The following is a 22793-nucleotide window of genomic DNA, read 5'->3' as shown; positions in this document are numbered from 1 at the left end:
CGGTTCTAGGCGGCCTGGCTGAGGTCAGCGGTCATCTGCTGGTCGATCCAGGCCTGTACGGCGTCGGGGTGGTAGCGCACGTGCCTGCCCACGCGGAATCCGGGCGGCCCCGTGCGCTTCTTGCGCCACTGGTAGACGGTCTCGACGGGCACGTCGAAGAGCTCGGCGAGAGTCTCGGGCTTGAAGAAGCGGGGCGGAATGGCGTGCAGGTCGATCCCCTCCGTTCAGGTCGGGGCCGGAGACCCCTCCGAGATGCCCGCTACCGCCGCTACTCCGCTACCGCGCAGGTCAGAGACCTCTTTCGGGTAGCGGATCGGGTAGCGGTAGCGGATGAATGAGCCGCTCGGCGAGAAGGCCGGCGGCGCCGGGTAGCGGTTCCCTTCCGCTACCTCTGGCGTCGCTGCTACCGATCGCGAGTGCGCTGACCTGCGGGGTAGCAGCGGTAGCGCTGGTAGCGCTCCTCAGGAGAGGGGGGCCGGCGGCGGGCAGTACCGGGTCCACGCGTCCAGCAGATCGGCGGCGTAGTAGCCCTTCAGAACGGCGCCGCCCATTTTGATGTTGCGAGCGACAACGGGGCGACTGTCGGCGGTGGTGTACTCGCGGAGCATCTGGCCGAGCCCGCGGGCGTCCAGCGGACGGCCGTTGATGTCGCCCCACGGCGCCTCGTCCAGTGCCCGGAGCTGCTCCAGCACGGACGAGGTGGGCAGGCGCGGCATGTCGCCGAAGACCTGGTCGCGGAGATCGGTCAACAGGCGGACTCCCAGGCTGGCTTTGTCATCGCTCTGTGCGGCGGTCACCATCTCGACGCAGGCGGAGCGGGCCCGCTCGGGCCAGTCGCCGCCGGCGGCATCGGCGACCGCGAGCAAGGGCTCCCAGACATCGGCCGGTCGGTCGGTGACCCCGTCCGGCATAACGGGGAACGCTCCGCTGACCCGCTCGCGGACGGCGTCGGCCCAGGCGGCGAGCCGCTCGCGCAGGGCATGTCCATCGGTGGTGTGGAGCCGGGACCGGAAGGGCTCGGCGTGCTCGTTACGTGCCCGCCGGCGCATGCGGACGATGACGGACCGCGTCAGGATCGTGTCCGGGAGCGAGCCCAACCCTGCGACGGCAACGGCGCAGTACGAGGGGAAGGGCACAACGGTCTGATTGCCTCCGTCGCCGACGCACCGGTACATGACTCCACTGCGGCGGTGTCCGGCGTTGATGAAGCCGCGCAGTTCCTCGTTGTCTCCGGCTTTCGGGCCGAAGACGGTGTCGATCTCATCGAAGAGGACCGTCGGGCGGCCGTCCCCCATGGAGACCGCGCGGAAGAGCGCGGCGGCGGAGGCGTTGACGGCCACCATCGGCGTCGGCACCAAGGTCTCGACGATCTCCAGCGCGCGCGACTTGCCGGACCCGGGCTCCGGAGAGAGGAACGCCAGGCGCGGGGTCGCGTCGAAGCAGTCGAGAAGGTGAGCGTGCGCGTCCCAGAGGGCGACGGCAACGTATGCGGCCTCGCTGGGAAAGACGTTGAAGCGCCGGTGGAAGACTTCCACCTCGTTCAGCAGGGCGGCGCCGTCGATGGTCTGCAGCGTGGTCATGCGGCGTTCCTCCTGTCGTTCTGGGCGTGCCGCGAGGGCACGGGCGTGTGCGGGTTCGGGCGAAGAGCTGCGGGGACGCCCTGACGGGCGACGACCCTCGGCGCACCCCTGCCGACGGCGGCGGGCGCCGGTTCGGCGGAGCTGATGCCGTCCGGGGCGTGGGCAGGGCCTTCCAAGCGGGGATGGAGGTGGGTGCTCACGCGGTCTCCCGGGTGCGGACCGTGCGGGCCGAGCTGTCGAGGGCGCTGCGGATGGTGGCGCGGCACTCGGCGACGGTGAGTCCGCGCGCCTCCCCCGCCGCTTGGAAGGCCTGCTCAACCTCGCGCCGGGGGATGTCGCCCCACGCGACGAAGCGCCCCACCTTGAAGGCGCTGCGGTTGAGGGTGTTATTGCCCTCCCCTTCGGGGGCTGCCCGGACCAAGGTGCATTCCCGGTCCAGGGCGGCGTTCGCGGCCAGGGTTCCGCTGACGGCCGGCAGCCTCAGCGGTGTGACCGTGGCCGTGGGCTTGGGCGTTTCGAGCAGGGGCGGGATCCACGTGGGCAGCTCCGCCACGGGGTCGGGTTCGATGACCGCATACGTTCCGGCGGGGGTGGTGCTGCCGGGGGCGACGACGTATCCGCCGTGGGCGCGGGTGTCGATATGTGGGCCGATCCTGCCCGCCGTGTTCCCGAGCCGAAGTCCGGCCGGGGCGGTGAAGTACAGGTGCTCCCCGCCGCTGGGGGTCCACACCCGGTAGGTGGTGGGGACGGCCTGCCCGGCGCGCTCGCAGAGCGCCTTGAAGGTCGTCGCGCCGTCAGGCGCGTCGCTCTTGCTGTTCGGCTTGGGCCGGTCCAGGTCCACCACGAGCAGCCCGGCCGGGCCCGTCGCGATGCCGACGTTGTACGGCTTGTGGGTCCAGCAGCGAACGATCGCGGCCCGGTCGGTGGTGGCGCGCTGCTCCCATTTCGCGTGCCCGGCTGCGCACGGGCCGGTCAGGGTGCAGTGGTCTTCTCCGTGGAGGGCGGGCCGCTTGTCGTGGGGGCGGAGGGGGAAGACGGGCCAGCCGCGGTCGGCGGAGGCGAGGGCTGCGGTGAGCAGGGCGTTCATGCTGCGGCCTCCTGTCGGGTGTGGGTGAGGTATTGGGTGGCGATCCAGTGGGTGTAGGCGGGGGGTACGGATTGGCGGGCTTCGGTCTTGTTCATCCAGGTGCAGCCCATGGCGTCGGCGTAGGCCCGCTCGTTCTTGTGCTCGAAGGCGAGGAGGCCCTTGTGGTGCCAGCAGGGCGGCAGGAGGTCCCCGCCGCCGGCCCAGGAGGTTTCGAAGGTGCGGTGTCGGCGGACGTTGAGGCCGAACTGGGAGCCGCAGAGGAGGTAGTCGGGGCGCAGGGGGGATTCGGGCACGTTTTCGATGACCCACGGGATGCCGGATGCCTGGAGGCGTTCGCGGCCGGGGGTGAGGAGGTCGGGGTGGTCGTCCCTGCTGCCGCGCCAGGCGGTGACGCGGGCGAAGTGCTGGCATGGCCAGGAGGCGTGGATGAGGTCGAAGCCGTCGAGGGGGAAGGTGAGGGCGTTGGCCTGGTGGAAGGTGAATGGGTAGTTGGGTTGGGGCCGGTTGTCGACGCCGACGACTTCGAAGCCGGCCAGGTGGTAGCCCATGGACACCCCACCGGCACCGCAGCACAGATCGAGTACGCGGGGTCGACTGCCCGGCGCGAGGGCAGGTAACGACAGGACGTTGCCCATTGAGTCTCCTTGCATGAGCACCCCGAGCAGGCCTCCCGCCGTCTGGGCCGTCGGCTGTTGTCGGTGGGTGCGGATAGATTTGCCGGGACCGTGGATCTTGTGCGGCCGCCTGGTGGGGGCCGCGGTGAGGGGGCAGCGATGGGCGCGTGGCTGGTGCTGGCGGTGGCCGACGACGACCGGACGCACGGAGGCAATGACGGTTACGACGACGAGCCGTCACGGCACTACAGCTGGGACAGCACCGTCCCCAATCACGCGGCCATCGCCGTGGGCGACGTGATCGCCCTGTGGGACAAGAAGTCCCTGCTCGGGGTCTCCGTCATCGAAGGCATCGACGTCGGGTCGGCCGTGAAGGACACCTACACCTGCCCGGCATGCGAACGAGCCAGCTTCAAGGCCCGCCGCACGAAGACCCCCACGTACCTGTGCTGGGACTGCAAGGCGGAGTTCGACACCCCGATCGCCCACACCAAGCAGGTCATCACCTACCGGTCCAGGCACGGCGTCAACTGGGTCGACATGGCCGGACTCCTGACCGGTGCCGAACTGCGCGCTCTGTGCGATTCACCCAAGTCGCAGCAGAGCCTTCGCCCGTTCGCCTGGGACAAGATGCGCGCCGCGATTCTGGCGAGCGGCCAGCCCACCAGCGTCGACATCGCCGACGCCGCACAGCAGGCCGCCATCCCCGGCGGGCACAAGTCCGCCATGGTGCGGGTCCGGGTCGGGCAGGCGGCGTTCCGCAGGCGCCTGCTCAACGAGCACGGCCAGGTCTGCGCCTTCACCGGCCCGGCCCCCGCCGCGGTCCTGGAAGCCGCGCACCTCTACAGCTACGCCACCGACGGCCAGCACCACCCCAGCGGCGGCCTGCTGCTGCGGCGTGACCTGCACCGCCTGTTCGACCTCGGGCTCATTGCCGTCCACCCGGCCACCGCGACCCTGGATATCTCGCCCCAGCTGGCCAGCTACGACAATTACGCCCAGCTGCACGGCAAGCCGGTGACAGCCGTCCTCAACAAGGACCACCGCAGCTGGCTTGCTGCCCACTGGGACCTGCACCGCACCCCGCACCAGATCCATGTGCCCCAGCAGGCCAAGGCCCAGCAGATGGCAATCACCGCCTGAGACAACCCCAGACCAGCGCCGACCCCGAGAGGGCAGGCGGCTCATGCGGCGAAGAGCCCGACGGCCACATCGCCAGGGGCCGACGGACACAGTTCAACACTGGGAGCGCGGCGCTTGGCAGCCGTGTTGGCGCCGTCGTTGTGGAAGCGCCACGTTCCGACGTCATCCTGCGGCTGGTCCTTGACGGGCAGGGTGTAGCGGCGAGGCTGGTCCGCGTTGTCCGCGTTCCAGTCCTCGGCGCACACCTTGTGGACGGGCTCGCTCGCGTGGGAGCGGAGCGGGGTAGGTCTGCCGCAGAGGACACAGGGCAGGTCCCGCGTTCGGTCGTAATGGCTGGCATCGTCCCAGTTCAGGCACTGGTACGCGGCCATACCCGGCTACCGGTGGTGGATGGTGCTACCGGTGGCGCGGCCGAACAGGCCGGTCGCGGTGATGTGCTGCGTGATGTGCGTGGACGCCGGCGCCCGGCGGGCCCGGCCCAGGAAGAGCGCGGCGCCGCCCGCCGCGATCAGGGCGACGGCGGCCCAGAGGGCTTCGGTCAGGGCGATCAGCCCGGGGGCGGCGTAGGCGAGGCCGACGGATGCGGCTCCGATGCCTCCGCCGATGGTCGGGGCGAGCAGGGCGGTGGTTTTGGCCCAGACCGGGATCCGCTGGACCGGGACCGGCTCGGCAGCGGTCACGGGGGCGTAGGCGAGGGTGCGGGCGCCGCTGGGGAGGGTGACGACCTGCACGCCGGGCGGGATCTCGGCGGGCAGTGTCCGGGCCTCGGGCAGGGCCGGCGGGTGGAGGACGGCCTCCCCGTACCGGAGGGGCGCGGGCTGTGTCTCGTAGGACATGACGGGCTCCCTGGAGAGGACGGCGGGGCCCGTGCCGGATGGGCCGGACCCCGCTCGGGTGTGGGTGTCAGGGGTGTCAGGCCGGGCGCCGGGTGGGGTGTCAGACGCGTCAGACACCCGTCTGACACCCCTCGCGCACGCGTATGACCTGTGTTTCGGCGCTGTTCGGTGTCAGGGCTGTCAGACGCGTCTGACGCGTCAGGCCGCCATGCGGTACGGGACGATCCGGTAGCGGCCGACCTCGTTCGTCTCGGCCAGACGGCCCGCCATGACGAACGCGGAGACCTGTCCGGAGACCCAGGAACGGGAGCGCCCGTGGCGGTCGCAGTGCTCCATGAAGTCCGACGGACCGACGATCAGCCGCTCTTCCTCCTCGAACTCGTCGAGCAGTTCCTCCATGGCGGCACGCGCCTGCGCGGCGGTGAGCTTCACCCGCGGCGTCTCTACGACGGGTTGACCGAACTCCACGACGCTTTCGACTTCGGGTAGCTCTGCCTCAGGGTCGGTGAACTCTTCGTTGTCGGCGTCCTCGTCGTACGGCTCGACGTCGTGGACCTCGTACTCGTCATCCGCTTCGTACTCGTCCACGGGCATCTCCGGCTCGGGTGTGGTGCCGGGCAGGGGGTAGCGGGTGCGGGCGGTGAACGCCCGGTCGACGGTGCGGGCCGCGACGCCGGCCGTGACCGGGTCGATTCCGGCGCGCGCTTCCGCAAAGGCGAGCACGACCCAGGTCAGGTAGTCGGTGCTGCTGAGGTAGTCGCGCAGCGGGGTCGCCCAGAAGGTCTCCGGGACACCGTTGGCGACGAGGTAGGAGTAGCCGGGCTTCTTGTCCTTCCAGGTGTGCGGCGACGCGCCCGCGTCGAGGACGTCGTCGTCGAGGGCGAAGCGGGCGTCCTGCTCGGTACGTACGCCGTGGCACCAGGAGGAACCGAACGAGGCGCGGGTGTCGGTGGAGACCTGGTTGCCGGATGCCCGCTGCATCGAGATCACCAGAGAGACCCCGGCGGAGCGTGCTTCCTGGGCGATGCCGGTGAAGACATCGTCGTCGGTCTCGCGGATGGTCTTGGCGGCTTCTTCGAACCAGCCGATCAGGTAGGGCATGCCCGGTGATCCGTCCGCCTGGACCTCGGCGCACGCGGGTTCCCACTGCTTGTATCCGTACTTGGCGAGCCATGCCGTACGGACAGGGATCGCGGCCTTGATCGCTTCGACCATGGCCCTGGTGGAGGGCATGTCGAGTGCGGCCCAGTCGATCGCCGGGAGCAGCGGGCCGAGCGTCTGATCGGCCTTGGCCGGGTCGGAGGCCCACACGATCACGTCGGATCGGGTGAGGACCTCGGCGAGAGCGGTCAGCCCACCCTCGGACTTCCCGGATCCCGTCATCCCCATGACCAGGAAGTGCGCCGCGTTCCGCGCCGCGGCCGGGTCGCCGGGGAAGTAGATGACTGCTTCGGTGCCGTCCTCGTAGATCCCGACGACCACCGGGTCCGCGATGGAGCCGCCCGGGTTGGAGGGCCCGGGACAGGGGACGGTGTTCTTGAGCAGGTCCAGCGGTACCACCGTGAGCGTGACCCGGGAGGCCGAGTCCGGGCTCTCCATCATGCGGACCGCGGTCTTGGGGACGTCCAGGGCGCCGGCGATCCGCTCCAGGTTCTTGGACACGTCCGTGCTGGTCAGTTCCCCGCGAGGGAGCTGCAGGTCGAATGTGGCCTTGTTGGGGCCGACCTCGGAGCGGACCACTTGCGTCTTCGCCAGCCCGACCTTTTCCAGGAACCCGCCGTCCGTTCCGGCAGAGGGTCCGTCGACATTGCGGCGGAGGATCTGGCGGATGTTCCACGACAGGGCCAGCGCCGGGGCGCCGATGAAGTACAGCTCCCCGAGCGGGCCCGCCGCGGGGCCGGCAATGGCTGCTGCGGTGAACCAGGTGGAGGCCGCGGCCACGGTGACGGCGGAGTGCAGGCGCCGTTGCTGCGTGGTGGAGCGGCCGGCCCACCAGGTGAGCCCGGTCAGGGTGACCGAGGCGAGTGTGAGCCCGGCTGTGACGCCGGGCTGTCCGGACCAGAAGTAGTGAGCGGGCAGAGAGGCCAGGCCTACACCGGTGCCCGCCAGCCACGGGGGAAGGTGCGGCTTCGCGCGGTGAAGCAGGTATTCACCGACGCCGCCCCCGTCGCCGTGGGCGGCACGCAGTTGCGCGTCGTACTGCTGGTCCTCCGTTTGAACGGTGGCTCGGGACATGGCCTGACCTCCTTGCCGGTCGGTGGGTTAGGAGCCGAAGTCGAAGCGCCGGCCGCCCTGGCGGGGGCGCTTCGACTGATAGGGGGCGAGTTCGGGATCGAACTCGCGCTGGAACGCCGCGTACGTCGCGGCCAGGTTCTTCGCGGTGTCGCGGGCATCCTCGGCGGCCTTCTGCAGCCGCTTGGACACCCGCCGGGCCCGCATCCGCGATCCGAACGGACGCCCCTCGGGGTCCGGAACCTCCTTAAGGACGGCGTTCAGCAGCTCGGCGGCGTTGGCCAGCTCGAACGACATCTGCAGGAACAGGCCCCGGCCGCTCTCGCAGTAGTTGCGGATGTCGACGTTGGAGAAGAACTCCGGGTCACCGAGCGGGCTGTGTACCCGCCCGCCACCGCCCTGGCCACGGCCCTGACCGGCGCGTCCGCCCTGCTGACTCCCGCTGCGGGGGCCACCGCTGTTGTCGTTGATGTGGAAGTGGTACTCCCGCGACTTGCTCCGGTTCGTCGTCCGCGAGCGGTTCGCTCCACCCTGTCCAGCGGTGCTCTGCTGGCCACCGCCCTGCGGGGTGGTCCGGCGCTGGCCGCCGGCCGGGGGATTGCCGGGGCGCTGCGCGCCGTTGCCGCTGGTCGGCATCCACGAGTTGGTGGACATCAGCTGTGCCCCTTAGAGGTGGTGCGGCCAGCGGTCAGCCACAGGATCTGAACGGTGAGGGTGGTCAGCGACCACAGGCCCATCAGCGCCGCGCTCGCGGGGCCAAACCACAGGGCCAGGGACAGCCAGCTGAGTCCGGCCAGGGCCAGCACCGCGAGGGAAATCCGCCAGGCCCACACGGTCCTACCGGCCGGACGGGTCCTGGCGAGCCAGACCAGGTGCCCCAGCGGAGCGAGACCGGCCGCAGCGGCGATCAGGCCCGTCCACGGGGCCAACAGGTGAAGAACCGCAGCCACGACGAGCAGCGTGACGGCGATGCCCGTCGGGGCCCAGGTACGGCGGTGGCGCCATACGAACCGGCCCGTCGCCGCAGTGGCGCGGGCGGTCAGGGTGGGCTGTTCCGAGACGACGACGATGACCGGCGGTACCTGACGGCGCCGGCCCCGCTGCCGAGGAATGTGCACGGTGGTGGGGAAAGCCGCCTGCGCGGCCTGCGAGCGCGTACGACGAGACACAGCAGAACTCCTTCACGGCATTGGGCAGGGCTCAGGCGGCGTACTGCTCGGTTCCGGTCTGGCAGGGCACGCACATGCCGAGCGAGACCGGGATGACGTAGCCGGCATCGCGACGGCAAACCGGGCAGACACGGCGGGCCCCGTTCGCCCGCTCAAGCGCGGCCCAGCGAGCCGGGGTCATCGGCCGGACAGGCAAGGCCAGATCGAGCCGGTAGAGGAATGCGACCAGCGGCCCTCGCCGACGGCGGGGCCGCTCTACTTGCGCGACGACGTCCTGCCCTCCCGGCCGCAGACCGGCGGCGCGGAGCTGTCGGCGCGTGGCCAGACCGTCAGGGGCCAGGCGCCACGGGTAGACCGGCAGCCCGGTCACGGCGTGGACTCTTCCTGGGACATCAGCGCACCCCAGGCCTTACGGACGCGCTGCTCGCCCCCGACGAACCCGGCGTCACGGAAGGCTGTCACGGCCTGCCGATACGACAGCGGCGGGTCGGCGGAGTAGCGCAGGTGCCGCAGCACGACGACGAGCTGTTCGTCGGTGAGCGGTTCCGCCGGGTGGGGCGTGGGCACGCCCGTGACGGCCGCGACCTCATCCAGCGTCACGGGCGTGACGGGCACCGTGACGGCCGCTTCCTCGACGTCCAACGTTTGCGGGCTGACCTGCGTGTCTTCCCCGTCACAGGCAGCCATGACGGCCTCGCCTTCAGCCGTCCCCGCGGAGGAGCTGGTACACGGTTCGGGGGCTGGAGCGAGGGCGGGCGTCACGGCGGCCGTGACGGCGTGAACTTCCGGTGTGACGGGCGCCGTGAACATGTCGGCCAGGGCGGCGTCGGCTCCGTCGGTGACACGCTCACGCTGCACGTCCAACAGGCTCGTGCCGAGCGCGGCATCCCCGGTGCCGATCCGACGAGCGAGCTTCCATGACGTGCGCTCGGAGCGGGCACGGATCTTCTCGTCGGGATGGTTCGCGGCACGGGCCCGGTGGTAGGCCAGCGACCGGATCACGGTGGCGGCCCTGTGTTCGGCTTCGGCGTCCCGGCCGTCGGTGTGGACCACGATCCGCCGAGCCAGGAACGCCATGCCCTCGGCCGCCACGCACATGCCCATCGGAGTGACCGCGTAGATCACGGTGCGGCCCGTTCCCTCGGCGGCCATAGCGGCCATGACCGCGGCGGCCGCAGGCAACAGCCACAGCCCGATTCGGACCACGGCTGGGGAGGCCTGCCCGAGCATCGTCAGCCCGAGCAGGACCAAGGCCAGGACGGCAGTCGCTCCCTCACCGGCGGCGACCGCGCCCAGCGCGGTTCCGGAGCCGTAGGCGCCCTTGATGTTCGAGAAGGTGCCCACCCCGCCGGACGCGCCGGTGACGAGCATCGGCACGAACGCGGCGCCGAGTACGACCTTCTGCGCTCGGGTAAGCGTCCGGCCCGTGCTCACGCGGCCTCCTTCGGACCCTGCCAGTTGGCCAGGTCCCGGCGGGCGGACAGCACCCGGTTGTGCGCTCGGCGGATACGGCGGGCGTCGAATTCCGACGCGGGCCGGTCCAGCAGCGCGATCAGCGCGTCCAGCAGCTCGACCTCGGCGGAGACGACCGACATCTCCGCCTCGAGCGCCGCCAGTTCGGCGTCCGTAGGCTCCAGATCCGTCGGCAGGACGGTAACGGGGTTCTGACGTGCAACGATGAACTTCATTGGGTCTTGCTCCTCTCACACAGGAACGGGCCCGAACAGCAGCCCCGGCGTTCCCGCGCCGGGGCTGCACTTCGTTGGTGGAGCGGGAAGAACTCCGACTCCCTGCGACCCCGCCCGTACGCCGAAAGCGACGGGGGACGGGCGGGGGAGGCAGCCGGCCGCAGCGCGTGCGGCGGGTCAGGTGACGCGGAGGGCAACGCCGCCATGCCGGTCCAGCGCAGCAGCGGCCCAGGGTCTTAAGCGGATCACTACGAACCTCCGGATCTCATGGGCACAGGTCTCGCACTGCAAGGGGGACCACGTCCCCACACGCCGGCCGTTGCTCGCGGTCACCGGGCCACCTCGCCAGTCGAGCCGAAGCCCTGCCCCCTGGCCTTTAGCGGGATTGCAGCGTCCCCGCCCTCAGCGCTGGGCCCCGTGCCAAAGGCGGGCCCGCTTCCGTGCACAGCTCATGGCAGGAATCCACGCAGGTCAGCGTGAAGTACCGCCATCCCTGCATGAGATACATGCTTGAACGTGTATCTCACAGTGGCGGTTCTGGTTGGGGCTGTCAAGCTCCGGGCTCCAGCCGATCCGCCGTGCGATGTGTCATCAGAGTGCCGCTGAGGGGCGGGACGAAGTCACCACGTCACTGGACGACTTGGGACGTCCTGAGTGCCGTCCTGGTGGGCGAGCGCGTCCCTAGACGTCCCTGGGGGAGAGATGGCGAACGAGCGGTTAAGGTCCGCGATGCTGACGCAAGGCGTGACCACGGATGCCCTGGCTGAGCGTCTCGGCGCCTACCCGAAGACGGTCGAGCGATGGATCACCAAGGGGCGGGCGCCTTATCGGCGCCACCGTCTTGCCATCTCGGCTCTGCTCCGGGAGGACGAGGGCTACCTCTGGCCTGACGGCCTGCCCGATAGCCAACGCCAGGACGCCGCAGACGCCGAAGTCCTCAAGGTCTACCCGCATCGCTCCTACGTGCCGGCCGACCTTTGGCTGCAGCTTTTTGGGCGCGCGGAGCGCGAGATCGGCGTGTTGGTGCACGCGGGCGTCTTCCTCGCCGAGAATCCCCGATGGGCCCAGTTGCTCCGGCTGAAGGCGGCCGGAGGGGTACGGGCTCGCATCCTGCTCGGTGACCCGGAAAGCCCGGAGATTCGGCGCCGAGGGGAGGAGGAAGAGATCGGCGAAGGCGTGGCCTACAAGGTTCGAGAGGTCATGAAGCTCTATCGCCCCCTGTATTCGGTGCCTGGAATCGAGTTCCGTCTGCACCGGTCGACGCTACACAACTCGCTCTACCGCTCGGATGACGAGTGGCTGGTGAACACGCAGGTGTACGGGGTGAGTGCCCCGCTCACGCCCGTTCTCCACTTGCGTAAGGTGGCCGGCGCCGAGTTGGTCTCCACGTATCAGCAGAGCTTCGACAAGGTCTGGTCCGAAGCCGTTCCCGTCGAGAGGTGACCATGGGCAACCGCACTGACTACTTCAACGATCCCGATGCGCCGAAAGCCAACAGCATCGTGCCCGCCGTGACGGCGTTCGTCGTCAACGACGCGGGGGATGTGTTGATGGAGCGCAGGTCTGACAACGGGCGCTGGGGTATGCCGGGGGGTGTCCAAGAGATCGGCGAAAACATCGCCGGCACGGTGGTCCGCGAAGTCCTGGAAGAGACGGGAATCGTCACTGAAGTCGTCGGCTTGGTCGGCATCTTCACCGACCCGGGCCACGTCATCGCGTTCGCGGACGGAGAGGTCCGACAGGAATTTTCCCTCTGCTTCCGTGCTCGCCCGGTCAGCGGAGAGATCAGGGTGAGCTCGGAATCCCTGGAGGTTCGATGGGTCCCCCGGGCAGAGATCGATGCGTTGGACGTATCGCCCACCACGCGCCGGCGCCTGGAGGAGGGGTTCCGAGGCTCCCCGGTGACGACGATCAGCTAATCCGTGACGGCTGGACTTTGTGGCTGCGCTCACGGATCCGAGCGACCCGGGCCAGAAGCTCCGGCCGAGCGGCAGACACAGCCCGGAACACGACGTGATCCGGGCCGTACCGGTCCAGCACTTCCTTCAGCCGCTCCGCTGGGTCAACAAGCGCACCAACGGGACTACTGGTCAGGTCGCAATAGGTGATCGCATCGACGAGGGCTGGCTCTGCGGGCCCGAACTCGGCGAGCGCCTCGTCGAGCCCCAGCTCGGCGGCCTCCCACGGGGAGGAGGTATGGAAGGCCACGACACTGCACAGCCGCGGGTCGGCACCAACAACGTCGCGGAGATACCGAGCCCCATCGATCATGTGCTGCCCCGTTTCGACGGCAACCCGCGCGTATCCAACGTCGTGCGCGATGGCCGCTGCAGCCAGCAGCTCCGCATCGTCTCCCAGGGCCGGTGCCAACGTCAGGGCCTGCGAGTAGACGCGCTGAGAGTGAGCCCACCGCGTCGGCAGGCTGTCAGCGAGCAGGGACTCCGCAAGATCGTGAGCCCACTTGGCCAAGTGCATGCGAATGCCTCCGAAGATGTCGCGGTTTCAGGACGCCGGGCTCACGAACCGCCCAACTCCGTGCTGAGCTTGAACATGCCCCGCAGCCTCCAGCTCGCGCACAGCGCGTCGGACGGTGCCCCGCGCGACGCCATACGCGGCCGTGAGCTCAGCCTCGCTTGGGAGGCGAGAGCCGACGGGTAGTTCGCCCGCCTGAATGCGATCGAGGAGGTCCGCCATGATCCGTTTGTAGGGTGCGGTCGAAGAGGCGCCGGCGACCTGCCGGCCAACGCCGGCGACTGTTGCGACGTCGCCGCTCTCTTCCAGGGCGTGAAGAGCGCGTCGGACAGTCGTGCGTGCCACACCGAACTCCCGCCCGATAGCAGCCTCAGACGGGAGGCCGTCTGGATAGGCGCCGTCAGCGATCCGTGATCGCAGAGCCTCAGAGATGGTCAAGTATGTCCCGCGGGGGCTAGGCCTGGTCACCCGTCCCTCCTTCATCGGCCTTGAACGCGGCGATGCCTTGCTGTGGCCGCTTGGTCCAGCTTCGCATGCCGCGCAGCGGGGGTGGGTGGCGAAGCGGAAGGAACTCTAGGACAAGGGAACGCTATGCCCGTACGGTGGCACGCATGCCTCCTGTTGCCCTGTCGCCAGAGACAGTCACCAACCTGGTTCAGCTTCGCGCGCTTGCTGATTCGGCTGATAGAGCAAGCATCTCGGGTTCCTTTATAACCCGTTCAATGGCCGTCGTGCTTCTTGATGCCGTGAATGAGAGAGTTACTCATTTCGCGGCTACCTATCTAACCTTGAGTGTCCCATCAAAGGCAGGCTTCGAGCAGTTGATGGATATAGTTAAGGCAAGTTTGGGAAGTCGATGGAAGACAGCGACATGGCCGGATGTGCGACGACTGCACCGAACTCGCAATCTGGTGCAGCATGAGGGCCTTGAGGTTGATCAGCAGAACATTACTGTGTGGGCCGCTGCGACTTCGTCGTACGTCCGATCACTGGTGGACGCAGTATGGGATGTTGATATCCAAGAGGTGACTCTCTCCCGGGCAGTCAAAGACCCCGCCGTGCGGGAGCTATTGGAGCGAGCGGAGAGGGAAATCTCCGAAGAATCCCCGTCACAGAGTCTCCGCAGTAGTTTCAAGGCTTTTGAATTGGCCTACAATCACTGGGCGGATCAGTATCGTGGGCGAGACAGCTTCCATCGGAAGCCGATGGGTCATGAGATTTCCGATCCAAAGAGTTTCGACTTCCTCTATCGTGAGATTACCGAAATTAGCGAAGCCTCTGTCGCCACTGCTTTCTCGGGGGATCCGGGCGAGTATGTGTGGTTCAGGGACATCGTTTCATATCATGGTGCGATCGAAATTGCGACCTTGGATGAGGCTCAACGAGCGCTCGGGTTCGTCTTCGGATGGATTATCCGGTGGGAGGCATTTCGAGAGGCATTCATTCCCAACCGGATGGCCGTGAGAGAGGCTCAGAAGCGTCGAGTTCGATCCGCGAACGGACCCGCGCGCGTGGATGCAGTGCGAGCCCTGGTCGGATCACGTCAAGTTCGATTGGAGATCGACCTCACGGATGTTCCGCCAACAGACGACTTCTCCTTGTGGCAGCGCGCTTTGTGGAAAGTCTTGGGCGACTTGGCGGATAGTCCTCAGGGGGTGAGGGTCAAGGAATCCGGTTGCCTTACATTCACTTTTCCTCGGGGTGTCGAAATCCCGGAAGATCTTGCCGGGCGCGTATTGGCGGCTTTGATTGAGGCGGACCGTGAGGTCCAACTAGTGCGAGCCAAAGAGCAGCGTGAGCGACTGGATGGGCAATCTGAAGTAGAAGCCTACTCTTACGCATACGGAGAAATAAGGGACAGGTTTCCTGAATGGGTCAATGAGGTGGAATTCTCGGGCCCGGCAAAGATCAACGGGCGACTTCGGAGCCGGCTCACTTTTTCAGTCATCCCTGAAGCGTTCAATTTCTCATCAAATGTCACATCGGGCGTTATGGGACATCCGCTCGTGCGCTCGTGCACTCAGCGTAGAATCGGTACTTATGTCGTGACGCCGGAGCTTAGTCCGAGTGAATTGTGTGAGGTCCTTCAAAGTATCTCCGAAGACATTGGTGGATTGATCAAGCAGCGGAAGATGCGCACGGAGGAGGACAAGGAGTTCCGTCGTTCCATCGAGCACCAGCTGCGAAACGCATTCCGGCTCTGAGGTCGTGGTCGGGTTCGGTCATGCAGCCTCTGATGGAGGTGGGAAGCTGGGTCCTATCTCCGCCCCGCTCCACCCCAGCCGCCGACCACACGCCTACGGCTCAGAGTTGATGGGTGGGGAAACCCTGCTGCGGCTTGGGCGGTCGGCTCCACGGCTTATCCACCTCCCCGATTCGGGTACCGCGTCGAGCAAGACCAGGGAGCCATTCGATCGCAATGCGGTCAGACCCAACGGCTGGCCGAGTTGCCAACCGGCGTATTTGCCCCCTGATCATGCTCGGCCCCAACCTGGTTAGGACGCCTACCAAAGCCGCTTCGCCGACCGATGGCTCCACTGGGAGGTCGACTCAGGATGCCGGCATGAGCAATCGCGGAACGTACTGGTCGATGCGAATCAGGCCAGGGATGATTTTGGTGATGCGGCTCAACTCCGTTGATCCAGTTGGAATATTTACAACGGCAGCGCCAGCTCCGTGAGCAACGTTCCCACGCTCACGGCCGAAATCATCAAGGAGGTCTAGCAAACCGATCGCGAAGAACGACTCTCGATAGCCCAGTGGATGCAGCAGCATCCGAACGTTACCTGCCTTTACGCCACCGTTGTCCTTGATGTTCTTACGGTGCCTTTTTATCGCGGCCACAAGCTGCGCTGAATCCGCCGCAACGGCAGCACATGCCAGCCTTGCGTCGTAGAGCGGGAATCTGGCGTTCACGGCCTGCCCCTTACTGGCTAGCGGCGTCAGCGATGAACTAACGAGCAGATGATGGCCAGCGTGAGTCAGCATCCCGCTGTAGACTGCCCGATCCTCCGTCACCGTGAGGATCTGCTCCGTCACATCTTCTAGATAGGCCTGCACCTCGGAGTGCGCCAGCACTCTAAATGAGTGAAGGTGATCGATGTCTGCCTGGCTGTTCGGCACAAGGGCGGGCGTAATGTGCAGATTGGCAGCCAGGTCCTGAAGTCGCCACTTGAGCTTAAGGCCGCGCCGCGAAATCCCATGAATCGATTCAATTGATTCACCGAGAAACACTTTCTAGACCTCGCTAGGCTCGCGGAGCGATGGGCAGGAAGCTGTGCGCATATTCTTCGCGTCGCAATTCCATCCCGATGGCTTCTCCGAGAGCGACTCCCCAAATATCTAGGCGCCCGATGGATGCATCTCGCGTCTTGGTGGTCGAAGTTAGAAATCCCGCGAACTTTGAATTCTGGAGGTTCAACCGCTGGAAAGCTTCAACCACAGCCGGACTGTTTTCCAAAGCCTTCTGCCGGACGATCGGATCAGTGAAATACCAGGTCATGACCTCGAAGACGCCCACGTTGAAGCGGGGCATGTATTTTCTGCGACCACCATCGTATCGAAGAAATGCCACATCGCCGAAGATCTCAAACGTCACGTTGATGGCTGCCTCCATCGACACCACCAGGCTGTTCAGGTCCTCTTCGATGTCCCCGAAGTGGTCATTCCCGCCCTTTAGGACTCGATCCAGGAAGTCCCTCAAGTCTCCACGATACTTATCGACATTCGTCTTAAAGGCGATGAATCGGAGAAGGGTCTCCGCATCCCGAAGCCGCGGGTCCTCGCCAGGGAGCCGCCTTGCGCGAAGTAGCTCCTGACTCTTGCCGCTCCGATGGTTTACAAAGTTCGTCAGACGGCCTGGATAGAGTGCTTGACGCAGTTCATGCGAGGCGAGGGGGACGCTCTGCCGATTCAAACGAGAAAAGATGAGATGCAGGAGGGCTGGTGTCCGCCAATTTCGCACAACAATTGTTCGGATGGGCTGAGCCAGCAGGGAACGCGCGAATCCCCTCGTCTCCTGTTGGGTGCGAATCTGTTCGTACGTCATCCCCTTTAGCTTGCCGCCCAGAAGTTCCAGCCCCTTCAAACGGAGCGGATCTTCTGGATTCTTGAGGAACTCTCGCAGTGCCGTGAGGCGTTGCTTACCATCAAGGACATAGAACTGATTAGGATTTACGTTGCTCTCGGCCAGCACCAGAGGGGGGACCGGGAGGCCCAGCATCAGAGATTCAATGAAAAGGCTCTGCTTCTCATCATTCCACGCCGTGCGGCGCTGGAAAGGCGGAGATGTTAGAAGCGAGCCGCTGGAATCTGGATCATCCGGATCGCTATCGATCTGCTCGATCACGGTCCCAACAGTCCAGTCCAAGGTATAAATAACCGTTCCTTGGACTTGACTAAACGTCAAATTTCCGGGCGCTTCGTAGTCTTCGCGAAATTCATCCTCTGAATCCATCGCAAAGTAAATTCGGCTATCGGAATCTCCTGCGTCGCTCATATCTCCCACTCTCGTTGGCGCCCGTGGCAGGGGCGCAGGCGCTGTATCCGCCAGCTACTGGCTAACTCTAGGGCGTTACAAGGAGGTTCTGCCGTCATTCCGCGTGTAGCGGGGGCTTCGTCCTCCGCATCTGCCCCTGGTTGAGGGATGGGACCCTTGGGCGGCCCGCTGCGTAGGGTCATCATCTTCCGTCTTAAGCCGGTTGACGCCGATCCGAAGAACCCCTCCACCAAGCTGGGACGCCTCCTCAGAGACAGTCCGAACATAGTGGACGCGCTCCCGCTCGAACGGAACGAGACAGAGAAGTCGTTCGTCAACCTCAACGGCGAGTCCTACGAAGCTGAGCGCCCGGAGGCCGGGCTGGTCAAAGGCTTCGCCGACTACCTCACGGGTAAGGGTCACGAGTCTTGCCGGCACAGGATGCTCCCGCCTGGGGAGAGTCGCCCGCTGTTCACCGACCTCTACTCCACGCAGCTCGGTCTCCTCGTGGAGGCCAAGGGCAGCGTCACCCGCGAGAGTGTCCGCATGGCCATCGGCCAGCTCGCGGACTACGGCAGGTTCGTCGACCACGCCGCCCGCGCCATCCTCCTGCCCTCCAAGCCCCGCAAGGACCTACTCGACCTCGCCCAGAGCCAGGGATGCGTCGTGATCTGGCCCGGAGGCAAGGCCTACGGCAGCACCGAAGCGAATCTGATCACGTAAGCCCTACCTCAGATCGCCGGTCCGCGGCCTATTCGTGGACGGCCGAAAGGTTGCGTGCTGTTTGTAGGGCGCTGACCTGCTGAGACGCGTGAGGCGCACGGTGCCTCCGGATCCGTGTGTTGAAGCCGCCGTAAGGCGTGATTGGGCCAGGCCTGGGCCGTCTGTGGGCCGTCGGAGGGTGGCCCGGGGTGGCCGGCGATGACCAATGACGGCCTTCCCGGTGCTGGTTGGCAAGCACGTGGAGCCGGGTTTGGCTGGTGGGTCGAGTGGTGCACGACTTCCTGCGCAACAAGAAGCAGGAGTGGGAGGGATATCGCTCGGAGGTCACCGCCGCGAACTCCGCAAGAACCTGCCGGTGTTGTAGCCGCAGGTCAGATCTGGTCAGCTGGAAAGATCGCATGGGGGCGAGGGTTGTGGACCGTCGGCTCCGCCGTCTTGCGGTCCTTGGGCGGTCTCCTCATTCGCGGACCCGGTCCGGTTGGCTCATCGCGGTGACGAAGGTGGAGGAGATGTGGGCCAGGGCGGGGTCTGCAGCGAGGAAGAGCGTTTCGATTCCGGCCAGCTCGTAGTTCATGCGGGCCATCGGCAGTTCGTACTCCAGGTCGGGAACGTCGCGGACTCCGCGGATGACGACGTCGATTCCGACTCGGCGGCAGTAGTCGACCAGCAGGCCGCCCGTGTGGGAGTCGACCGTGACGTTGTGCAAGTCGGTTGCTACCTCGCGGAGCCGGTCCAGCCGTTCAGCGACGGGCAAGCGGCCGGTCTTCTTCGCATTGAACATCACGCATACGACGACCTCGTCGAACAGGAGGGCGGCGCGCCGGAGTACGTCCTGGTGCCCTTGAGTGACCGGGTCGAAGGATCCTGGGAAGAGGGCTCGCATGATCGGGCAGAGTAGCAAGCGGCCGCTCCCGGTGGTGAAGTGCCGCTTGGCGACGCTCGTTCCTCAGCCGTCACTGTCCAAGCTGAAGCCGCGATCCTGAATCACCGGGAACTTCTTCTCCGCAGCCGCAAGCCACGCATCGATCTCGTCGTGGGAGGACCGGATGGCGCTGATCAGTTCCATGACGGCGTCCAGCTTCTGCCTGCCGACGTTCAGGAGCAGTTCCTCAAGCGAAACCTCCTGGTACGGCATGCGCAGCTGCCACCAGAAGCGCATCAGGTAGCGACACTCCTGCGGCTCCCGGTCATCCGCGAGGCGACTGTGAACGACTGCTTGGACGCACTGCCGCTGGTCATCATCGCGAAAGCCGTCCCTCAGGTCAGTCAAAGTCACGGTCGGACGCTACCGACATAGCTCACCGACAAGTCCTCCTGAGCGGAGCCACCTCCCCCTTCGGCCGGCGGGGCAGGTACTCATGCCTCCTGAGTACGGGTACTCAGGAGGCCCCCGTACCACGCGGGTTGTGTGGTGCAGGTGCGCTGTAGTGTCCTGGGCCGGAGTGATCGGCAGGGCAAACGGGGGCTGTGCATGGCGTGGGACGAGTGAGAAAAGATCAAAGCCGATGTGAGCGGTGACCAGTCCGTGGCGATGCGGCTCAACCATGTCCCGGTTGAGCCCAGCGCCGGGCCGAGCGCCGTCACAGGGGGCCTGAAGTCCAGTCAGAAGGCGTGGAACACCGCCGGCCAGGGCGTGGGCTCCCTTCGCCAGACCATCGGCACCGCGCTGACCAAACTGGAGGACGGCCAGACAGGGATCGGCGACACCACCGGTTGCCTGAGCGCTGCCGCGCAGAAGGAGGTGTACGACTCCTGGAAGAAGTACGCCGAAAGCGTCAGCGAACGCTGCGGCTCGCTCCAGGGCATCCTGGAGAAGGTGGGCCGCGACGTGTTGACCACCGATGAGGCGGTCAACGCCGAGATGAACAAGCTGAACGCCAAGTACGCGGACACGGACGCCGTCGGCGGCCAGGCGAAGGGCCGGTGACGGCGGGATGGACTACGCCACCCTCAAGGCCTTCAAGCCCTCCGAGTTCGAGGACGCCGCCGACGGGTACAGCGCCATGGGTCACGCGGCCCAGGCGGCCAAGGACCACGTCGAGAACACCGTCGCCACCGGCATGCGCAAGTCGTTGCAGGGTGAGGCCGCGGAGGCGTCACAGAAGCAGCTCCAGGCCCTGGCGAAGAACTTCCACTACACCCTGACCGAATGCGGCGTGATCAGCACGGCCCTCAACGGGTTCGCCTACGACATGGCGGCCGCCAAGCGGAAGCTGATCGCCGCGATCGACGACGCCCAGGCGGACGGCTGCAGGGTGAACGACGACGGCTCGGTCGCGTATCCGGCGGGTCAGAAGCCGGGCGCCGAGAAGGTCACCGAAGGCGGAACGGTGACGGGGAGCGCCGGAGGCAACCCGACCTCCGACGCACTGGAGCGCCAGGCGGCGAACATCCACCCGAACCCGAACTACGGCAAAGCCATGGGGTACGCGGACCGGATCGCCGACGCGCTCAAGGAGGCCACGGACGCGGACGCGAAGTGGGCGCCGAAGATCCGGGCCCTCAAGGCCGACGACGACCTGACCGTGTCAGCCCGGGACTGGACGGACGTCACGTCGGACACGGACGGCGTGCGTGACGCGGCCGACGCCTACCTCCACACGATCAAGCCGCCGCCCAAGAACGACTGGCCCCAGGACAACGCCAACTGGTGGAACGGCCTCTCCCAGGAGCAGCGCGACGCCTACGTGTCCATGCACCCCGCGAGCATCGGAGCGCTCGACGGTCTCCCCTCCGACGTACGCGACGACGCGAACCGCATCGTGCTCGCGGAACAACGCGGAGCCAAGCAGGTGGAGTACGACGCCTGGCTCAAGAAGGAACCGGAGCACTACAAGCCGTACATCAGCCCCATCACGGGTCGCGAGGTGAAGGGCGCGATGGTCCCGACCGAGGAGTGGAAGGAGTGGGACGAGAAGAGGAAGCAGATCGAAAACGGCTACAAGGGCATGGATGCCATACAGAAACGTTTCGACAGCTTCACGAGCGAGAGCAACCGCCCCTATCTGCTCGGATTCGACGGCAAGGACATGGGGCGCGCCATCGTCTCCATCGGAAATCCGGACACGGCCGACAACGTGGTGACGTACGTGCCCGGGACGTTCGCGAAGCTGGAGTCCATTGATGGGGACATCGGCAGGGCCGATGCACTCCAGTGGAAGGCGGAGCGCGAGGATCCCAGCCGCAAGACGGCATCGATCGTGTGGCTTGGTTACGACGCCCCGCAGGGCATCATGACCGATGCGACGGAGACCAAATGGGCCGACCAGGCGAAGGAGCCGTTCGGCAACTTCATCCAGGGGATCGAGGAAGCCAATCACCGCGAAGGCGGCGTCAAGCAGACGCTCCTGGGACACAGCTACGGGTCCTTGGTCGTCGGCGAGACGATGAGCATGCACGTTGACCTGCCGGTCGAGAACGCGATCATGGTGGGCAGTCCGGGCGTGGGCGTGGATCACGCTAAGGACCTGAACATTCCGCCGGACCACGTCTTCGCGGCCACGGCTGAGAACGACCTCATCAACGCCGCCCCGCCGCCGGCCCGGGACCCACTCAGCCCGAAGGCCTACTGGGATCTCTTCGACGACCACACGATCGTGCACGGAACCGACCCGACCTCCGACGACTTCGGTGGCCAGGTCTTCAAGGTCCCCGACGGCAAGCTTCCGGGCACGGACTGGGAGATCATGCCCGCGCACTCCCAGTACTGGGACGAGAAGCCCCTCGGCAGCCTGGCGAAGATTGTTACCGGAGGACGACCGTGAACCTGCCAAGAATAATCGCGACTGCCGCGCTGCTGGCCATGACGACCACGATGACTGCGTGCGGCGCGCAGGAGGGCGGACAGAACACCAGCGGAAAACCATCGAAGAAGGTCACGATGAACGAGCAGCAGGCGATCGACCGGGCAGAGGAAATCATCCAGCAGGCCGTGGAGGGCATGTCCCCCAAGCCGACACTGGAGCGCATGGGCCCCTTGCCCGTCGGCCCCTGCATCGCCAGGGACGATCACGGTCCTGACGACCGCGTACAGGTCACTGTCGCATACAAACTGACAGGTGTTCCCGGGTCCGAGGCCAAGAACCTCGTGCGGCAGGCACGGGACGCCTGGCTGAAGCAGGGCTACAAATACAACACGTCGGGCGAGGTCGACTGGTCCGGCCCCTTCCCGGCGATCTACATGCGTACAGAGCCCGACGACTTCTGGATGGACGCCATGACCGGCGTCGTGGATCGAGCCAAGGGCGAGGGCCTCGCCTCTATCGGCGTGAAATCGCCCTGCTTCCTCCCGCCGGGCAAGGCGTCGGCGTCGACCGCGGCCGACCCCGCCGCGTTCGAGACCCCGCAGGCCGACGACCCCGCCGCGCGACGCGCCCTCGCCCACTCCAGCCGGATCTACGACGCCCTGCGCGTCGGGTCGGCGCCCACGCAGCCCGGGGAAGGCCTCAGCACGGTCCGGGACGAGTCCGGGACCTCGGTCCATCACACCTGGTCGACGGAGCCGCTGTCGGAGGAGGAGAGGGTACGGGCCCTGGCACGCGTGGAGGCGTACTTCCAGAGCGCGGGCTGGAAGGTCCGCCACATGCCGACGCTTGAGGGCACCCCGGCCGTCGTCGCCGGCCACCCCGAAGAGCGCACGGTCGTACAAATCGCGGCCTCGACCACCGGCGCGGTCCGCGTCGCGGTGACGACGCCCGTCGACGGCCCGTCGTCGGCAGACGTATGAGCCGATTCCCGATGGGAAAGGCCGCGAACCTGCGGAAGGCGTTCGC

General features: G+C 66.6%; 26 protein-coding genes. 8 read left to right on the top strand and 18 right to left on the bottom strand.

Annotation, left to right across the window (positions count from 1 at the left end; genetic code table 11):
• Positions 1 to 5: 5 nt before the first annotated feature.
• From ABZ128_RS20850 to ABZ128_RS20835, 4 genes are all read right to left on the bottom strand, one after another.
• The gene (locus ABZ128_RS20850; protein ID WP_324615668.1) at positions 6 to 200 is read right to left on the bottom strand and encodes a helix-turn-helix domain-containing protein; all 195 of its coding nucleotides are present in this window, start codon (positions 198 to 200) and stop codon (positions 6 to 8) included.
• Positions 201 to 461: 261 nt separating this feature from the next.
• Positions 462 to 1580 carry a DUF3631 domain-containing protein gene (locus tag ABZ128_RS20845; RefSeq protein WP_356850159.1) on the bottom strand — a complete coding sequence of 373 codons (1119 nt, stop codon included), beginning with the start codon at positions 1578 to 1580 and terminating at the stop codon, positions 462 to 464.
• A gap of 196 nt (positions 1581 to 1776) precedes the next feature.
• The gene (locus ABZ128_RS20840) at positions 1777 to 2667 is read right to left on the bottom strand and encodes a bifunctional DNA primase/polymerase (RefSeq protein ID WP_356850158.1); all 891 of its coding nucleotides are present in this window, start codon (positions 2665 to 2667) and stop codon (positions 1777 to 1779) included.
• Positions 2664 to 3215, bottom strand: a complete 552-nt coding sequence (locus tag ABZ128_RS20835; protein WP_356850156.1) for a DNA cytosine methyltransferase — start codon at positions 3213 to 3215, stop codon at positions 2664 to 2666. The genes ABZ128_RS20840 and ABZ128_RS20835 overlap by 4 nt, the downstream gene beginning before the upstream one ends.
• 225 nt (positions 3216 to 3440) lie before the next feature.
• Between ABZ128_RS20835 and ABZ128_RS20830 the strand changes: the two genes are divergently transcribed.
• A complete protein-coding gene (locus ABZ128_RS20830; RefSeq protein ID WP_356850154.1) occupies positions 3441 to 4424 on the top strand; it encodes an HNH endonuclease in 984 nt (327 codons plus the stop codon).
• Between the two features lie 41 nt (positions 4425 to 4465).
• Here the strand turns inward: ABZ128_RS20830 and ABZ128_RS20825 are convergent, their stop codons facing one another.
• The 8 genes from ABZ128_RS20825 to ABZ128_RS20790 form a co-directional block, all read right to left on the bottom strand.
• Positions 4466 to 4795, bottom strand: a complete 330-nt coding sequence (locus ABZ128_RS20825) for a hypothetical protein (RefSeq protein ID WP_356850152.1) — start codon at positions 4793 to 4795, stop codon at positions 4466 to 4468.
• 6 nt (positions 4796 to 4801) lie between these two features.
• Positions 4802 to 5260 (bottom strand): hypothetical protein, encoded by a 459-nt coding sequence (locus tag ABZ128_RS20820; RefSeq protein WP_356850151.1) that lies wholly within the window; start codon positions 5258 to 5260, stop codon positions 4802 to 4804.
• Between the two features lie 198 nt (positions 5261 to 5458).
• Positions 5459 to 7495 (bottom strand): plasmid transfer protein TraB, encoded by a 2037-nt coding sequence (gene traB / locus ABZ128_RS20815; protein WP_356850150.1) that lies wholly within the window; start codon positions 7493 to 7495, stop codon positions 5459 to 5461.
• A gap of 27 nt (positions 7496 to 7522) precedes the next feature.
• Positions 7523 to 8146 carry a plasmid transfer protein TraA gene (gene traA, locus ABZ128_RS20810; RefSeq protein WP_356850149.1) on the bottom strand — a complete coding sequence of 208 codons (624 nt, stop codon included), beginning with the start codon at positions 8144 to 8146 and terminating at the stop codon, positions 7523 to 7525.
• On the bottom strand, positions 8146 to 8661 hold the full coding sequence (locus ABZ128_RS20805) for a hypothetical protein (protein WP_356850148.1): 516 nt from the start codon (positions 8659 to 8661) through the stop codon (positions 8146 to 8148). The genes traA and ABZ128_RS20805 overlap by 1 nt, the downstream gene beginning before the upstream one ends.
• Positions 8662 to 8692: 31 nt before the next feature.
• Positions 8693 to 9031 (bottom strand): RRQRL motif-containing zinc-binding protein, encoded by a 339-nt coding sequence (locus ABZ128_RS20800; protein WP_356850147.1) that lies wholly within the window; start codon positions 9029 to 9031, stop codon positions 8693 to 8695.
• Complete coding sequence (locus ABZ128_RS20795) at positions 9028 to 10095, bottom strand: hypothetical protein (RefSeq protein WP_356850146.1); 1068 nt, start codon at positions 10093 to 10095, stop codon at positions 9028 to 9030. The genes ABZ128_RS20800 and ABZ128_RS20795 overlap by 4 nt, the downstream gene beginning before the upstream one ends.
• The gene (locus ABZ128_RS20790; RefSeq protein WP_356850145.1) at positions 10092 to 10349 is read right to left on the bottom strand and encodes a DUF6284 family protein; all 258 of its coding nucleotides are present in this window, start codon (positions 10347 to 10349) and stop codon (positions 10092 to 10094) included. Before ABZ128_RS20790 ends, ABZ128_RS20795 begins: the two co-directional genes overlap by 4 nt.
• A gap of 702 nt (positions 10350 to 11051) precedes the next feature.
• On the opposite strand from ABZ128_RS20790, the gene ABZ128_RS20785 reads away from it, so the two are divergent.
• Both ABZ128_RS20785 and ABZ128_RS20780 read left to right on the top strand, forming a co-directional pair.
• Positions 11052 to 11792: an XRE family transcriptional regulator gene (locus ABZ128_RS20785; RefSeq protein ID WP_356850144.1), complete on the top strand. Its 741-nt coding sequence runs from the start codon at positions 11052 to 11054 to the stop codon at positions 11790 to 11792.
• Positions 11793 to 11794: 2 nt separating this feature from the next.
• Positions 11795 to 12268, top strand: a complete 474-nt coding sequence (locus ABZ128_RS20780; RefSeq protein WP_356850241.1) for an NUDIX domain-containing protein — start codon at positions 11795 to 11797, stop codon at positions 12266 to 12268.
• Here the strand turns inward: ABZ128_RS20780 and ABZ128_RS20775 are convergent.
• Positions 12261 to 12824, bottom strand: a complete 564-nt coding sequence (locus ABZ128_RS20775; RefSeq protein ID WP_356850143.1) for an HD domain-containing protein — start codon at positions 12822 to 12824, stop codon at positions 12261 to 12263. The two genes, ABZ128_RS20780 and ABZ128_RS20775, sit on opposite strands and share 8 nt — an antisense overlap.
• Positions 12825 to 12851: 27 nt before the next feature.
• Positions 12852 to 13304 (bottom strand): GntR family transcriptional regulator, encoded by a 453-nt coding sequence (locus ABZ128_RS20770; protein WP_356850141.1) that lies wholly within the window; start codon positions 13302 to 13304, stop codon positions 12852 to 12854.
• A 128-nt stretch (positions 13305 to 13432) separates the two neighbouring features.
• Between ABZ128_RS20770 and ABZ128_RS20765 the strand changes: the two genes are divergently transcribed.
• Positions 13433 to 15025, top strand: coding sequence for a hypothetical protein (locus ABZ128_RS20765; protein ID WP_356850140.1), 1593 nt, complete (start codon positions 13433 to 13435; stop codon positions 15023 to 15025).
• 346 nt (positions 15026 to 15371) lie between these two features.
• Here the strand turns inward: ABZ128_RS20765 and ABZ128_RS20760 are convergent, their stop codons facing one another.
• Complete coding sequence (locus ABZ128_RS20760) at positions 15372 to 16055, bottom strand: hypothetical protein (protein ID WP_356850139.1); 684 nt, start codon at positions 16053 to 16055, stop codon at positions 15372 to 15374.
• A 13-nt stretch (positions 16056 to 16068) separates the two neighbouring features.
• Positions 16069 to 17319, bottom strand: a complete 1251-nt coding sequence (locus ABZ128_RS20755) for a DUF262 domain-containing protein (RefSeq protein WP_356850138.1) — start codon at positions 17317 to 17319, stop codon at positions 16069 to 16071.
• A gap of 156 nt (positions 17320 to 17475) precedes the next feature.
• On the opposite strand from ABZ128_RS20755, the gene ABZ128_RS20750 reads away from it, so the two are divergent.
• The gene (locus tag ABZ128_RS20750) at positions 17476 to 18021 is read left to right on the top strand and encodes a hypothetical protein (protein WP_356850137.1); all 546 of its coding nucleotides are present in this window, start codon (positions 17476 to 17478) and stop codon (positions 18019 to 18021) included.
• Between the two features lie 457 nt (positions 18022 to 18478).
• On the opposite strand, the gene coaD is transcribed toward ABZ128_RS20750, so the two are convergent.
• Together coaD and ABZ128_RS20740 are read right to left on the bottom strand one after the other, a co-directional pair.
• Complete coding sequence (gene coaD, locus ABZ128_RS20745) at positions 18479 to 18904, bottom strand: pantetheine-phosphate adenylyltransferase (protein WP_356850135.1); 426 nt, start codon at positions 18902 to 18904, stop codon at positions 18479 to 18481.
• 63 nt (positions 18905 to 18967) lie between these two features.
• On the bottom strand, positions 18968 to 19297 hold the full coding sequence (locus tag ABZ128_RS20740) for a hypothetical protein (protein ID WP_356850134.1): 330 nt from the start codon (positions 19295 to 19297) through the stop codon (positions 18968 to 18970).
• 231 nt (positions 19298 to 19528) lie between these two features.
• On the opposite strand from ABZ128_RS20740, the gene ABZ128_RS20735 reads away from it, so the two are divergent.
• From ABZ128_RS20735 to ABZ128_RS20725, 3 genes are read left to right on the top strand one after another with little or no spacing between them, the layout of a single operon-like run.
• A complete protein-coding gene (locus ABZ128_RS20735) occupies positions 19529 to 19948 on the top strand; it encodes a hypothetical protein (protein WP_356850133.1) in 420 nt (139 codons plus the stop codon).
• A gap of 7 nt (positions 19949 to 19955) precedes the next feature.
• Positions 19956 to 21785: an alpha/beta hydrolase gene (locus tag ABZ128_RS20730; protein ID WP_356850131.1), complete on the top strand. Its 1830-nt coding sequence runs from the start codon at positions 19956 to 19958 to the stop codon at positions 21783 to 21785.
• Positions 21782 to 22747 (top strand): hypothetical protein, encoded by a 966-nt coding sequence (locus ABZ128_RS20725; protein WP_356850129.1) that lies wholly within the window; start codon positions 21782 to 21784, stop codon positions 22745 to 22747. The genes ABZ128_RS20730 and ABZ128_RS20725 overlap by 4 nt, the downstream gene beginning before the upstream one ends.
• Positions 22748 to 22793: the final 46 nt, after the last annotated feature.

Origin of the sequence: Streptomyces sp. NPDC006326, assembly GCF_040612915.1 — a bacterium.
Classification (GTDB): domain Bacteria; phylum Actinomycetota; class Actinomycetes; order Streptomycetales; family Streptomycetaceae; genus Streptomyces.
This window is presented reverse-complemented; position numbering and strand designations above follow the sequence as displayed.